Here is a 14636-nt window from a genome sequence, read left to right as displayed (position 1 = left end):
CGAGGAATGCACCATGCACAACCAGCTGTTTATCGATGGTCGATTCGTGGACGCCGTGGACGGCGGCACGATCGATGTGGTTTCACCGCACGATGGCTCGCTCATTACCAGGATCGCCGCGGCAGAGGCGGTGGACGTTGACCTGGCAGTGGATGCCGCCAAGCGCGCGTTTCCGGCCTGGGCGGCGATGGGGGCAGCGCAGCGTGGGCGGTTGTTGCTGAAACTTGCCGACAAGATCGAAGAGTGCGCCGAAGAGCTGGCGCAACTTGAATCCCTCGACACCGGTCACCCGATCCGCGACTCACGCGGGCTCGATGTGCCACGCACGGCTGCCTGTTTCCGTTACTTCGGCGGCATGGCCGACAAGGTCGAAGGCTCGGTCATTCCTGTCGATCCAGGTTTTCTCAACTACGTGCAGCGAAAGCCCGTGGGCGTGGTCGGGCAGATCGTGCCGTGGAACTTTCCGCTGATGTTCACCAGCTGGAAGATGGGCCCGGCATTGGCTGCCGGTAATACCGTGGTGCTCAAGCCTTCTGAAATCACCCCATTGTCGACCCTGCGCATCGCCGAGCTGATGAAAGAGGTCGGCTTTCCAGACGGTGTGGTCAACATCGTGCCCGGTTACGGCCACACGGCCGGTCAGCGCCTGGCCGAGCATCCGGATGTCGGCAAGATCGCCTTCACCGGGTCCACTGCGACCGGTCGCCGCGTTGTCGAGGCGTCCCAGGGCAACCTCAAGCGCGTTCAACTGGAACTGGGTGGCAAGGGTGCGAACATCGTGTTCGCCGACGCCAACCTCGACGCGGCGGTCAATGGCGCGGCCTGGGCGATCTTTCACAATCAGGGCCAGGCCTGTATCGCAGGTTCGCGTCTGATCCTGCACAAGGACATCGCTGATGCCTTCCTGGAGCGTTTCATCACCCTGGCGCGGTCGATTCGCCTGGGCGACCCGATGAACCCGGACACCGAAATGGGCCCGCTGACTTCGGCCCTGCACCGTGACCGCGTGCTGGCGTACGTGGACATCTGCCGCGAGCAGGGCGGCCGTGTGCTTACCGGTGGCAAGGCGCCCGCCGATCCTGCATTGGCGAGCGGGTTCTATGTCGAACCGACCGTGGTCGAGGCGGCGCCCGGGGACCGTGTCTCCCAGGAGGAAGTGTTCGGGCCGTTCGTGACGGTGCTGCGCTTTGAAACCGACGAAGAAGCGCTGGCCATTGCCAACTCGACGGAGTACGGCCTGGGCAGCGGTCTGTGGACGCAGAACCTTGCGCGGGCCCACAAGATGGCCGATTCGATCCACGCCGGGATGTGCTGGATCAACTGCTACAAGCGCGTCAGTCCAGGCAGCCCGTTCGGCGGTGTAGGGCGGTCGGGGTATGGCCGTGAGATGGGCTTCGAAGCGATGCATGACTACACCGAGGCGCGCTCGGTGTGGGTCAATGTTGACGCCACTATTCCCGCTCATTTCAAACGCTGAGGCCGGCCATGAATCCATTTGTCTACCAAAGCCTGCCGACGCGCGTAGTGTTCGGCTGGGGCAAGCTGTCTGAACTGGCGCAGGAAATCGACCGGCTGGGTGCGCGACGTGCGTTGATTCTGACCACGCCGGAGCAACAGGACCTGGGCGAGCAGGTTGCAGCCCTGTTAGGTTCGCGCTCGGCGGGTGTGTATCCGAACGCGGTGATGCACGTGCCGATCGAAGTCGCGCAGGCGGCCCGGATCGAGGCAGTCCGGCTGGGTGCAGACTGCTGCGTCGCCGTCGGTGGAGGCTCGACCATCGGCCTGGGCAAGGCGATCGCCATGGACTCGGGCCTGCCGATTCTGGCAGTGCCGACCACCTATGCCGGCTCGGAAATGACGCCCATCTACGGGCTCACTGAAGATCGCCTGAAACGGACCGGGCGTGACATCCGGGTGCTGCCGAAAACCGTCATCTACGACCCGCAACTGACTCTGTCGCTGCCGGCGCAGGTGTCTGCGTGCTCGGGGATGAATGCCATGGCCCATGCGGTCGAGGCGCTGTACGCCCAGGACGCCAATCCCATCATCGGCTTCATGGCCGAAGAGTCGATCCGGGCACTGGCCGCCTCGTTGCCACTGATCGTCCAGGACCCTGAGCATCCCGAGGCGCGAGGCCAGGCCCTCTACGGTGCCTGGCTTGCGGGCATCTGCCTGGGCTCGGTGGGCATGGCCTTGCACCACAAGCTTTGCCATACGCTGGGCGGCACCTTCAACCTGCCCCACGCTCAGGCCCATGCAATCGTGCTGCCGCACGCGGCGCACTACAATTGCGAGGCGGCGGCGCAGCCCCTGCAACGTGCCGCCCGCGCGCTAGGTGGTGACGAGGCTAAGGACGTTGGCCAGTTGCTGTTTGCGTTGAACGAAAAGCTGGGCATTCCTCTGTCGCTGGCAGAGCTGGGCATGCCCAAGGATGGCCCCGCCGAGGCCGCCCACATCGCCTGCGCCAGCCCGTACTACAACCCCAGACCGTTTGAACAGGCGCCCATCGAGGCGCTGCTGACGCGGGCCTGGAACGGTTGGTCACCCGCTTGAAAAACGACGCCGGAGCACTCAGTGCCCCGGCGTTTTGCTTTCCCCAATCCCATCGGAATAACAACAATGACCGATCATTACAAAGCCGTGGAAGCCTTGATCTCCGAACAGGCTGTCAGCAGTTTCGAGACCAGCCCCAATCCGCGTTTCAAACAGATCATGCAAAGCCTGGTGCGCCATCTGCACGACTTCGTCAGCGAGGTCGAGCTGACCGAACAGGAGTGGTTCGAGGGCATTCGTTTTCTGACCGAGACCGGACAGAAGTGCGACGGCAAGGTGCGTCAGGAATTCATCCTGCTGTCGGACACCCTGGGGGTGTCGATGCTGGTGGATGCGATCAATCATCGGCAGAGCACCGACGCCACCGAGACAACGGTGTTCGGCCCGTTCTTCATCGAGGGCATGCCAGATCGCAGTTATGGCGAGAACATGGCGTTGACCGACGGCGTACCGGCACTGGTGCATGGCCGGGTGCTCGATGTGCTGGGCCGGCCAGTGGTCGGGGCGGTTCTCGACGTCTGGCAAACCGCAGACAACGGCATGTACTCAGGGCAAGATCCGGATCAGCCGTTCGGCAACCTGCGCGGGCGCTACCGTAGCGACAACGACGGCTGCTTCGCCATTCAGACCACAGTGCCGGTGTGCTACCCGATTCCCACCGATGGCCCCGTGGGCGAGATGCTGGATGCGGCCAATCGTCATGCCTGGCGACCTGCCCATCTGCATTTCATGATTCAGGCGCCGGGCTATCGCAAGCTGGTCACGCACCTGTTCAACAGTGATGACCCTTACCTGGGTTCCGACGCCGTGTTCGGCGTCAAAGGGTCGTTGCAGGTGACCTATGAAGATCGCCCGGCCCACGACGAGGATGCAGCAGGGCTGGACATGGCCTATCCGTACAAGCGCGCCTACTACGATTTTGTCCTGGAGGCCGCCTGAGTCATGGGACAGTTTTTCGCCGTTTTCGCCACTGACCACGAAGGCTCTCAAGCGCTGCGCGAGAAGTTGCGGCCCACCCACCGGGCGCATTTGCGAGCGCCAGGGATGCATCACGTGGTGGTGCGCCTGGGTGGCCCGACACTGAACGATGCGGGCGCTGCAATGAATGGCACGCTGCTGGTGATCGAGGCCGCCAGCCTGCCTGAGGTCGAAGCCTTCCTGCAGGACGATCCCTACGTCCAGGCCGGGCTGTTCTCGCGGATTGAAATTCGCCCCTGGAACTGGAGCCTGGGCAACCCGGCTCTGCGGGATTCCGTATGAACACCATCACGCTGTGTCAGCTTGAAGACATTGCCGATGGCGGCGCCCTAGGGCTGCCGGATCACACTCAGCTTCACCCCTCGGGGCTGGTTGCCGTACGCCAGGCGCAATCGGTGTGGGTGTACCTGAATCGATGCCCACACTTCTCCGTGCCCTTGAACTATCGGCCGCAAACCTTCTGTACCTACCGCGGCAAAGTCCTGATGTGCGCCCATCACAGTGCCATGTTTCGTTTTGAAGACGGCATGTGTGTGGAAGGCCCTTGTCAGGGCGCGCGGCTGGATTCTGTGCAGGTTCGCGTCGAGGCGGGCAGCGTGGTGATGGACGTCCAGGACTGAGCGCACTGCGTAAAACAGAGGCCTGACCCGCAAGGTTCCGTTGGGATGCCTTGCCGGTCGGGCCTCTGTCTTTTCACGGTGTGAACATCAAGCCGAAGTGCCCTGTGGGGGGGAGGGGACAACCACTTCCCGTGAGTGAGAACGTGGTTGTCTCTGTGTGATCGGTGCCCCTCGGCATGGCGGGCACACCGCAGTGAATCAGTTGAGGTTTTGCTTCAGACGCTTGGCGATGCCGGCGACGTGCTCGCCCTGGAAGCGCGCGATCTGCAGTTCATTCTCGCTTGGCTGACGAGAACCGTCAGGGCCTGCCAGCGTCGAGGAACCGTATGGGGTACCACCGGAAATTTCGCTCATGTTGACCAGTCCTTGCTCGGAGTACGGAACGCCGACGATGACCATCCCGTGGTGCAGCAGGGTGGTGTGGAAGCTGGTGATGGTGGTTTCCTGACCGCCGTGCTGAGAGGCGGTGCTGGTGAACACGCTGCCCACTTTGCCGATCAGTCCGCCGGACATCCACAGGCCGCCGGTCTGGTCGAGGAAGTTACGCATTTGCGAGCACATGTTGCCGAAGCGGGTCGGGGTGCCGAAGATGATGGCGTCCGCTTCTGCCAGCTTTTCCGGCGTCGCGAAAGGGATGGAGGCGAAGGCGGCGCGATAGCCCTTGATGCCGCTCTTGACCAGGACTTCTTCCGGCATCAGTTCCGGAACCTGCAGCAGTGTGACCTCAACATCCCCGACCGAACGGGCGCCAGCGGCGATGGCTTCGGCCATCTTGTAGATGTGCCCGTACGAGCTGTAGAAAACGATCTGGATTTTAGTGGTCATGTGAATTTCCTGAAGACGTCATTGTTAGAAGAAACTGCAATCAGCGAGCCATTAAACTTACCGATTGCTCAATGCAGCATGAGCAGGGCAAGAGGACAAAACAACACTAAGCAGGTTGTCGATTCGCAAACGTGGTGATTGTAAAAGGCGAACGATCGCCGCCAGACATAACGGGCAGAGTTCTGAGTGTTAATAACGCGCCAGGAATGAGCTAAGTGGCTGGTTTCATGAACTATTAAGTTGGGCATCTCATGCAGGATGAAGTCGATGTCCTCTCAAAACCCGATCAGTCTGTTCGCGTTTGCCAAACGTCGCTGTATTGCCTCTCCAATGTCGGGTGATTAGTCTGAAGTCACTCGCCTGATTAATAGCTTCAAACAAGAAGGATCAGGCGCCTTCCCAGCAAATGGGCCGTGATAGGAGACACACGATGGAAACAATAGAGGGCGTGGTAGTTGTCGGCGGAGGCCCGGTCGGGCTGCTCACCGCATTGAAACTTGGCAAGGCCGGTGTGCGGGTAGTTGTCCTGGAGTCCGAATCAGGCGTTTCACCCTCGCCACGGGCAGTCGCCTACATGCCACCCACCGCTGCTGCACTGGACCGTTTCGGTTTGCTCGACGACATTCGCAAGCGCGCCGTGTGGTGCCCGGACTTCGCCTACCGTCACGGTAACGGCGAACTGATCGCGAAGATGGATTGGGCCGTTCTGGCGCAGGACACCGATTACCCTTACATGCTGTTGCTGGCGCAGAACCATGTGTCCAATGTGATCGTGGAGCATCTGCGCAAGCTGACCAACGTCGAAATCCGTTGGAATCACAAGGTCGAGGAGATCGAGCAGGACGACGACTACGTGACCATGGAAACCAGCGGTCCGGCCGGCAAGGCGCGTTTGCGAGCGAAGTGGGTGGCGGCCACCGACGGCGCACGCAGCACCGTGCGCGGGAAGATCGGACTTACGTTCGACGGGATTACCTGGGGCGAACGCCTGGTTGCCACCAACGTGTTCTACGACTTCTCCCTGCACGGGTATTCCCGGGCCAACTTCGTGCACGACCCGGTGGACTGGGCCGTGGTCGTCCAGCTCGACAAGACCGGACTGTGGCGCGTTTGCTACGGCGAAGACCCGGACATCTCCGAAGCCGAAGTCCGCCGCCGCCTGCCGGAGCGCTTCAAGCGCCTGTTGCCCGGCGCGCCGACGCCGGATCAATACCGGGTCGACTACCTCAACCCGTACCGGGTCCACCAGCGCTGCGCGGCTGAGTTCCGTCGTGGTCGGGTGATCCTGGCCGGTGATGCGGCCCATGCCACCAACCCGATGGGCGGGCTGGGGCTGTCCGGTGGTGTGCTCGATGCCGAGCATCTGGCCGAGGCGTTGATTGCGGTCATTAATGAAGGCGCTTCCAGCAAAGTGCTGGATGAGTATTCGGTTGACCGGCGCAAAGTGTTCCTCGAGTTCACCTCGCCCACCGCAACCGCCAACTTCACCTGGATGAAAGAAAGCGACCCTGCGCAACGGGCCCGTGATAACGCAATGTTCGATCACGCGGGCAAGGACCTTAAAGTCATGCGCGAAATCTTGCTCGACTTCGAAAGGCTCAATGGCCGACGGGTGATCAAGCCATTGCAACATACTGCAGAGCGTGAAGCCGTGAGTGCATGACGTTCGCCCTCTGAGTGTTGTAACTCGTAATAAGCAGCAGTAACCATCGAGCGTGCAGCATGGCTGTGCGGACAGCCCTGCGTGATTGTCTGTAGGAGCGCGCTTGCCCGCGACGGCGGTGTTCAAGGCACACCGTCATTGACTGAACTATCGCAGTCGCGGGCAAGCGCGCTCCTACATAAGCGGATGCTGTTGCGCTCGATTCAAGATCAGATGGTTAAAGAATACGTTAAGGATTTTTCTATAAAGCGACCGCAGTACTGTCTCGTCTGAAACTTTCAGGCAGTGAGAAAGTTTCCGAGTGTCCAAACAATAAAAATTATAAGTCAGGGTTACTCTATGAGCGTGAAAGCGAACATCAGCGTTGTACCCGCAAGACCCTCGTTATGTTACATGCACGTTGCCGTGGCGGCTGCTGTGTTCGGCATTCAGAGCATCCCGTCAGCGCAGGCTTTCCAGATTGATACCGGCAGTACCGATTTCTCCGTGGCGTGGGACAACACGCTCAAATACAGCGCCGCCTGGCGCGTGGAGAATCAGGACCACGCTGTTCGGCCTTCCTACAACCCGAACCTCGATGACGGCGACAACAACTTCAATCGCGGATTGATTTCTGATCGCCTGGATCTTCTCTCCGAACTGGACATGAGTTATCGGCACACCTATGGCGTGCGGCTCAGCGGGGCGGCCTGGTACGACGATGTTTACAACCGGGGTAACGACAACCACAGCGACACGGTCAACAGCTCGTCCGTGCGCAACGATCAGTTCACCCATGACACCCGGGATCTGCAGGGCCGGGACGGAGAGCTGCTCGACGCCTTCGCCTATGGCAAGTTTGCCCTTGGAGACATGTCGTTGTCGCTCAGGGGAGGGCGCTACAGCCAGGTCTACGGTGAAAGCCTGTTCTTCGGCGGCAACGGCATCGCGGTTGCGCAGTCGCCGGTCGACATCATCAAGCTGCTGTCGGTGCCCAACTCCACGTTCAAGGAAATCATCCGACCGGTCAATCAGGTGGGCGGCACGCTGCTGGTCAACCAGAACCTGACGCTGGGCGCTTATTACCAGTACCGCTGGGAGCCTGCACGCCTGCCGGGGGCCGGTAGTTACTTCAGTTACGCCGACTTTGTCGATGAAGGCGGCGAGCAGTTCTTCATCGGACCCGGGCAGGCACTGCGGCGCGGCAAGGACATCGATGCCTCCGATTCCGGACAGTATGGTTTCGAGGTCAAGATGCAGTTCGGTGACTTCGAGTACGGCCTCTACGCCGCTCGTTACCATGACAGGTTTCCGCAGTTCTACCTGCGCCCCGAGCAAGGCGATTACGAGCTTGTCTACGGCGAGGGCATCAGAACCTTCGGTGCCAGCATCAGCACCCTGGTCGGCGAGACCAACGTCGCGGCCGAAGCGTCTGTGCGGCGCAACACGCCGCTGGCCGCCACCGGCAACGTGGTGCTGGACCTCAGCGGCCGAGGCGACGGCGATCACGACCCGTTGTATCCAGTGGGCAACACCTTCCACGCGCAAATCTCGGCGATCAGCGTCGCGCCCGGAAACTCGCTCTGGGACGGCGCAACGCTGCTCGGTGAGCTGGCCTACAACCGCATCACCAGCGTCGATAAAAACCGCGACCAACTGGACCCCAACGTCACCCGCAACGCGAGCTCGCTGCGGGTGCTGTTCACACCGGAATACTTCCAGGTTCTGCCCGGCGTCGATCTGAGCGTACCCATCGGTATCGGCTACGGCATCAACGGCAACACCGCAGTGCTGGGCACCGGCTTCTCGCCGGAAGGCGGTGGCGATGTAAGCCTGGGCTTGCAGTTCGATTACCGCAAAACCTGGCGCGGCGGCATCAGCTTTACCCACTACTACGGCAGCGCGGGCGGGATCGTCGATTCATCCAACGCCCTGTCAGGCGATCAGGTTTACGCCGACCGTGATTTCGTTTCCGTGTCGTTGCAGCGCACTTTCTAAACCCGAAAGGATAAGAACAATGAACAACAAGACATTCCTTGGTTTTTCACTCGTGGCGAGCCTGGTGACAGGCGCGCCGGTCTGGGCGGCGGTCGGTGCGCAGGAAGCGGCGAGTCTGGGGGCCGCGTTGACGCCCCTGGGTGGTGAGAAAGCCGGCAACGCCGACGGCAGTATCCCGGCCTGGGACGGCGGCACCCGACAAACCCCGGCGGCGGGGAATAACTTCATTCCCGGTGACCTGTTTTCCACTGAAAAACCGGTGGTGAAAATCACCGCAGAGAACATGGACAGGTACAGCGACAAGCTCTCCGAGGGTACGCGTGCGCTGCTGCAGAAGTACCCGCAAAGCTTCCGTCTGGATGTCTATCCAACCCACCGCACTGCCTCTGCGCCGGACTATGTGTACAAGAACACCGCGCTCAATGCGCAGAACTGCAAGCTGACCCAAAACGGCCAGTCGGTGGAGGGCTGCTTTGGCGGCATTCCCTTCCCTGTGCCCAAGAGTGGTCTGGAGGTGATCTGGAATTTCCTGCTGCGGGTTGAACCCGAGGCGGTGGAATACGGCTTCAAGAACGTGGTGCTGACCAGCGACGGCGGGCAGACCTTGGCGACGCGCAACGACAACGCCTGGCAGTACCCGTACTACTACCAAAAGGGTTCGGCGCAGAACTGGTCCAAGGAATACTTCCTGCAGCGTTTCAGCACCACGGCGCCGCCGTTCAAGGCCGGTGAAACGCTGGTGATTCGCGACAGCGTCGATCCGCAACAGTCACGCCAGGCCTGGCAGTATCTGGTCGGACAGCGGCGAGTACGGCGCGCACCCACCGTGGCCTACGACACCCCTGACTTCGTGGCCTCCGGCGCCAACTACTTCGACGAAGTGCAGGGCTTCTTCGGCATGCCTGATCGCTACGACTGGAAAATCGCCGGCAAGAAAGAAATCTACGTCCCCTACAACACCAATGGCCAGGTGACCGCAGCGGCTGACAAGGCGTTTGCGCCTCACCATTTGAACCCCGACACCCTGCGTTGGGAACTGCACCGGGTGTGGGTCGTTGAAGCGACGCTGGCCAGCGGCAAACGCCATGCGGTGCCCAAGCGCACGTTCTACTTCGATGAGGACACCTGGCTGCTGACCCTGCTCGACGGCTATGACGCCGAAGGCAAGCTGTGGCGCACTTCGCAAGTGTTGCCGTTCGTGGTGCCGTCGGTGCCGGCCGTCTTGGTCAAACCGGTCGCGGTGTTCAACCTGCAGGCGGGCACGGTCAGTAACGTGCAGGCATTCAACGGCGAAAACTTCCGGGTGGTGCCGCTCAAGCCTGAGTCCTACTTCACCGGTGACGCAGTGGCTGCCGAAGGCGTGCGCTGAATCACGAAGACCGCGGCCCGGTCAGCGGGCCGCTTGCCAACCGAGCGGTGGAATCAAGCGATGACCAGTCTCAAATTTCATAATGTGCGGACGACGCTCCGGCACATCGGTTTGTCGTGCGTGCTTGCCGGCGCTGTGTGCGATCTCGCGTGCAGTGCCTCGACGGACCTGCTGGACACACCGGCAGCACCCGATCAACACGCCCAACAGTCGGTTCTGCTGGCCATTACCCGCGCGGATCAGCGCCTGGTGGCCGTCGGCGAGCGGGGCATCGTCCTGCTGTCCGATGACATGGCTCGCACCTGGCGGCAGGCGCGCTCGGTGCCCAGCAGCGTTGCGCTGACGGCGGTGGACTTCGTCGATGCCCATGACGGCTGGGCCGTGGGGCATGGCGGGGTGATCCTGCACAGCGCCGATGGCGGCGAGACGTGGGAGCGTCAGCTGGACGGCAACCTGGCTGCCGGGCTGGAGCTGCAGGCGGCGCAGGATCAGGTTGCGCAGGGCGCCGAAGGTGCGCAGCGACACCTGGACATCGCCCGGCGGTGGGTCGCCGATGGTGCCGACAAGCCGTTTCTGGATGTGCATTTCTCCGATGCTCAGCACGGCCTGGCAGTGGGCGCCTATGGGATGGCGATGCTCACCGAGGATGCCGGGGCGCATTGGCGTTCGGTGACCAGCGAGCTGGACAATCGCGCCGGTCTGCACCTTTACCGGATCGTTCAAGGCGACCAGGGCGTGACCATCGTCGGAGAGCAGGGCACTGTGCTGCGCGCGAGTGGACTAGGGGCGCCCTTCAGGCAAGTCCCGATGCCCTACCACGGCACCTGGTTCGGCGCACTTGAACTGGGCTCCGGCCAGGCACTGGTGTTCGGGCTCAAAGGCAACCTCTATCGCAGCGCCGACGCCCTTCAATGGAACGCAGTCGCCACCCGTGAAAGCAGCAGCCTCACGGCGGGCAGGGAACTGCAGGACGGCAGCCTTGTGCTCGCCAGTGAAGCGGGGCGGCTACTGCGCAGCCTCGATCATGGCGAGCATTTTGCGCCGCTGCCGAGCCGCGACCTCGATGGGTCCCCCATCACCGACCTGGTGCAAGCCACCGATGGAGTGCTGGTGGTGACTGGCCTGCGAGGCGTCAAGCGCCTGGATACCCTCGTCATGAATAAAGAGAATGAACTATGAATGCGCACCATGAGGTCGCCGCAGACGACGTTGACGTGATGGCTCAACGAGGGTCATGGGTCGAGCGTTTGCTGTTCGGTCATCGCGGGCTCTTCTTGCTGGCCTGCGTGCTTGCAACGTGCTGGTTCGGCTACAAGTCCATGGGCCTGGAGCTCAACGCGGCGTTCGAGAAGATGCTCCCCAGCGGCCATCCCTACATCGTCAACTACCTGCAGAACCGCTCGCAACTGGCGGGCGCGGGGAACACGCTGCGGGTGGTAGTGGAGGCCAGGGAGGGGTCGATTTTCGATCCCGGCTATCTGGATACCGTGAAGAAGCTGACCGATGAACTGTTCCTGCTCCCGGCAGTGGATCGGCCGTACATGAAGTCGATATGGACCCCGGCCGTGCGCTGGACAGCCGTGACCGAGGATGGCCTGGACGGCGGACCGGTGATGCCCGATGACTACGACGGCTCGGCGCGCAGCCTGGCTCAGGTCAGGCAGAACATCGAACGATCCGGTGAGATCGGCCAGCTCATCGCCGACGACTTCAAGTCCAGCATCATCCTCGTCCCGCTTCAGGAACAGCGTGCCAGCGATGCCGCGCCCATCGACTATCAGGCCCTGTCCCAGCGCCTGGAAGCGCTCAGAACCCAGTACACCTCGGCCCGGATCGACATTCACATCACCGGGTTCGCCAAACTGGTGGGGGACCTGATCGAGGGCATGCGTCAGGTCATGGTATTCTTTCTGGTCGCCGCAGCGATTTGCCTGGTCATCCTGATCGGCTACACACGCTGTATTCGCAGCGCACTGGTGGTACTCAGTTGTTCGCTGGTGGCGGTGGTCTGGTTGCTGGGCGCGCTCGCCAGCCTGGGTTTTGTCCTGGACCCTTATCTGGTACTGGTGCCGTTTCTGGTGTTCGCCGTGGGCTTGAGCCACGGCGCGCAGAAGATGAACGGCATCACCCAGGACATCGGGCGCGGGATCAGCCGCCAGTTGGCCGCCAGGCTGACGTTTCGCCGGTTGTTTCTGGTGGGGCTTTCGGCGCTGGTCTGTGACGTCGTGGGCTTCGCGGTACTGATGGTGATCGACATCCCGGTGATCCAGGACCTGGCGATCTGTGCCAGCATCGGCGTCACCATCCTGATTGTCACCAATCTGATGTTGCTTCCGGTGCTGTTGTCGTTCATCGGCGTCAGTGAGACAGCCGCACAGAGAGCGGCGGCGGTGGCTTCCACCGACCTTGCCGACCTCTATCTGAGCAAGCATGCGGTCTGGGCCTTCCTGGATCATTTCACGCACCGTCGCTGGGCCGCCGTCGCGTTGCTGGCCGGCATTGCCCTGGCGCTGGTCGGTGTCGGTGTTGGCAGTCAATTGAAGATCGGCGATACCAGTCCCGGTGCGCCGGAGCTGCGTGCCGATTCTCGCTATAACCAGGACAACGCCTTTGTCGTCAGCCATTACTCGGCCAGCAGCGATGTCTACGTGGTGATGGTCAAGACCCCGCAATTCGCCTGCGCGCTTTATGACACGGTGCGCGCCGTCGATCGTCTGGAATTCGAGCTGTCGCAACTGCCTGGCGTCGAGGGCACCAAGTCCCTGGCAGGCCTGGCCAAGGGCGCCGCCAGTGCGATGAACGAAGGCAGCCTGCGCTGGTACGAAATCCCGCGTAACCAGGACATGCTCAACGCCATCATCACCCGTGCGCCGCGGGAGATGTTCAACCAGAACTGCGACCTGCTGAGTGTGTACGTTTATCTGCGTGACCACAGGGCCGATACGCTGACCGATGTGGTCAATGTCGTCGAATCGTTTGCCAGGCGCAACGACTCCACAAGCTACCGCTTCCTCAATGCCGCAGGAAACGCAGGGATCGAAGCCGCGACCAATATCGTGGTCAAGGAAGCCAATCGCAAGATGCTGTGGCTGGTCTACGCCGCCGTAATCCTCATCAGCCTGGTGACGTTCCGCTCATGGCGCGCGGTGCTCTGCGCGGTCCTGCCACTGATGCTGACGTCGGTGCTTTGCGAGGCGCTGATGGTCTGGCTGAACATCGGCGTCAAGGTGGCAACCTTGCCGGTGATCGCCCTGGGTGTGGGGATCGGGGTGGACTACGCGCTGTACATCATGACGGTGATGCTGCGGTATCTGCGTGAGGGCGCCAGCCTTTCCGAGGCCTATTACCGTGCCTTGATGTTCACCGGCAAGATAGTGGTGCTGACCGGCGCGACCTTGGGTATCGCGGTTGCCACCTGGTATTTCTCGCCCATCAAGTTTCAGGCGGACATGGGGGTGCTGCTGGCGTTCATGTTCATCTGGAACATGCTCGGCGCACTGATTCTGTTGCCGGCGCTGGCGTACTTCCTGTTCCCTTCAGGCAAGTCGCAGCCGTTGCCGGCAAGGGTATCGGCGACTGCAGCGCGGTAAAGGGAGACAACGCGAGGTGGAGGAACACTGCAGGTCGATCCTGCAGTGTCGTTGCCGGGGAGGTGAGAATGGATTCAGCAACTTGCCAGGGCAGGGGTGGTTTCGGTGTCGGGCGACAGTCCCAGGCGTCTGTCCCATTCGGGCTCCATGGAGAATGTCGAGGACAGCAGGTCCAGGAACAGTTTGACCTTGGCGGTCAGGCGATGAGACGTCGGATACACGGCGGAAAAGTAGGGCGTGTCCGTCTGGTAGTCCGGCAGCACGCGTACCAGGCGCCCCTGCAGCAGGTCTTCGCAGGCCACCATGGTCGGGAGGTAAGCAATGCCCATCCCGCGACGTGCAAACTCCTGAATCAGGTGCACGCTGTTGGAGCGCAGCGCCGGTGTCAGGGTCACCTCGCTCTGTTGCTGCTGCTCTTGATTGTTCAGCGACCACCGCCGCCATGGGTAGTAGCGGTAACAGGCAAAGTCGTGCAGGCAAAGATCATCAGGCGTCTCGATGGGAGGCTTGCCTTGCAGATAACCTGGCGTGGCGACGAAAACACCGCGCATCAGAAACAGCCGTCGCTCGATCAGCGAGTCCGAGGCCGGGGGGAAGATCTGCAGGACGATGTCATAGCCTTCCTGAACGGGGTCGACGACCTGGTCGTTGGCGAAGACATCCAGCTGCACGTTAGGGTGGCTCTTGCGGAATGTCTCGATGACTTTCGGCAGGTGCTCCAGGGCGAAACCATTCAGCGCCGCCACGCGCAGCGTCCCGCTGACCGATGCGCAGGTGTCTCGCGAGCGCTGCGAGAGCGCTTGCATGTGATCGATCAGTTCCTGGCAATCGGTGTAATAGGATGCGCCGACTTCGGACAGTTTCACCGCCCGGCTGGAGCGATGAAAGAGCGACACACCCAGATGCTCTTCCAGCTGCTGGACCCGGGTGGTGATGACCGATTTTGCAACGCCGATCTGCCGGGCGGCGTTGGCAAAGTTTCCTGCTTCCGCAGCACGCACGAATGCTTCGATACTCAGATAAATGTCCATGCTGTGCCTCTATCTTTTTTGTTTTGAGGG

At 61.6% G+C, this 14636-nt stretch carries 12 protein-coding genes; 10 read left to right on the top strand and 2 right to left on the bottom strand.

All coding sequences use genetic code 11. The annotated features are described in order from the left end of the window. The first annotated feature begins 13 nt into the window (after positions 1-13). The 5 genes from NPS29_RS11130 to NPS29_RS11110 all read left to right on the top strand — a co-directional run bounded on the left by NPS29_RS11130 (position 14) and on the right by NPS29_RS11110 (position 4151). Positions 14-1477 carry an aldehyde dehydrogenase family protein gene (locus NPS29_RS11130; protein WP_274132588.1) on the top strand — a complete coding sequence of 488 codons (1464 nt, stop codon included), beginning with the start codon at positions 14-16 and terminating at the stop codon, positions 1475-1477. Between the two features lie 8 nt (positions 1478-1485). Continuing rightward, positions 1486-2553, top strand: a complete 1068-nt coding sequence (locus tag NPS29_RS11125) for a maleylacetate reductase (protein ID WP_274132587.1) — start codon at positions 1486-1488, stop codon at positions 2551-2553. A gap of 66 nt (positions 2554-2619) precedes the next feature. Beyond that, positions 2620-3492 (top strand): intradiol ring-cleavage dioxygenase, encoded by an 873-nt coding sequence (locus NPS29_RS11120; RefSeq protein WP_274132586.1) that lies wholly within the window; start codon positions 2620-2622, stop codon positions 3490-3492. A gap of 3 nt (positions 3493-3495) precedes the next feature. Beyond that, the gene (locus tag NPS29_RS11115; RefSeq protein WP_274132585.1) at positions 3496-3813 is read left to right on the top strand and encodes a YciI family protein; all 318 of its coding nucleotides are present in this window, start codon (positions 3496-3498) and stop codon (positions 3811-3813) included. Next, a complete protein-coding gene (locus NPS29_RS11110; RefSeq protein WP_274132584.1) occupies positions 3810-4151 on the top strand; it encodes a Rieske (2Fe-2S) protein in 342 nt (113 codons plus the stop codon). Before NPS29_RS11115 ends, NPS29_RS11110 begins: the two co-directional genes overlap by 4 nt. A gap of 198 nt (positions 4152-4349) precedes the next feature. Here NPS29_RS11110 and wrbA read toward each other — a convergent pair whose 3' ends face one another. After that, positions 4350-4976 (bottom strand): NAD(P)H:quinone oxidoreductase, encoded by a 627-nt coding sequence (gene wrbA, locus NPS29_RS11105; RefSeq protein WP_274132583.1) that lies wholly within the window; start codon positions 4974-4976, stop codon positions 4350-4352. Between the two features lie 430 nt (positions 4977-5406). On the opposite strand from wrbA, the gene NPS29_RS11100 reads away from it, so the two are divergent. From NPS29_RS11100 to NPS29_RS11080, 5 genes are all read left to right on the top strand, one after another. Next, on the top strand, positions 5407-6639 hold the full coding sequence (locus tag NPS29_RS11100) for an FAD-dependent oxidoreductase (protein ID WP_274132582.1): 1233 nt from the start codon (positions 5407-5409) through the stop codon (positions 6637-6639). 339 nt (positions 6640-6978) lie between these two features. After that, positions 6979-8616: a DUF1302 domain-containing protein gene (locus tag NPS29_RS11095; protein WP_274132581.1), complete on the top strand. Its 1638-nt coding sequence runs from the start codon at positions 6979-6981 to the stop codon at positions 8614-8616. A 19-nt stretch (positions 8617-8635) separates the two neighbouring features. Next, positions 8636-9985: a DUF1329 domain-containing protein gene (locus NPS29_RS11090; RefSeq protein ID WP_274132580.1), complete on the top strand. Its 1350-nt coding sequence runs from the start codon at positions 8636-8638 to the stop codon at positions 9983-9985. Positions 9986-10045: 60 nt separating this feature from the next. Continuing rightward, the gene (locus NPS29_RS11085; RefSeq protein WP_274132579.1) at positions 10046-11164 is read left to right on the top strand and encodes a WD40/YVTN/BNR-like repeat-containing protein; all 1119 of its coding nucleotides are present in this window, start codon (positions 10046-10048) and stop codon (positions 11162-11164) included. Continuing rightward, entirely contained in the window at positions 11161-13575 is a 2415-nt protein-coding gene (locus tag NPS29_RS11080; RefSeq protein WP_274132578.1) for an efflux RND transporter permease subunit, read from the top strand. The genes NPS29_RS11085 and NPS29_RS11080 overlap by 4 nt, the downstream gene beginning before the upstream one ends. A gap of 74 nt (positions 13576-13649) precedes the next feature. Here NPS29_RS11080 and NPS29_RS11075 read toward each other — a convergent pair whose 3' ends face one another. Then, on the bottom strand, positions 13650-14606 hold the full coding sequence (locus NPS29_RS11075) for a LysR family transcriptional regulator (protein WP_274132577.1): 957 nt from the start codon (positions 14604-14606) through the stop codon (positions 13650-13652). Between the last annotated feature and the right edge of the window lie 30 nt (positions 14607-14636).

It is taken from the genome of Pseudomonas putida, assembly GCF_028682175.1.
GTDB lineage: Bacteria > Pseudomonadota > Gammaproteobacteria > Pseudomonadales > Pseudomonadaceae > Aquipseudomonas > Aquipseudomonas putida_AD.
The sequence above is the reverse complement of the archived record's forward strand: the minus strand, read 5'-3'. Positions and strand labels throughout refer to the sequence as shown.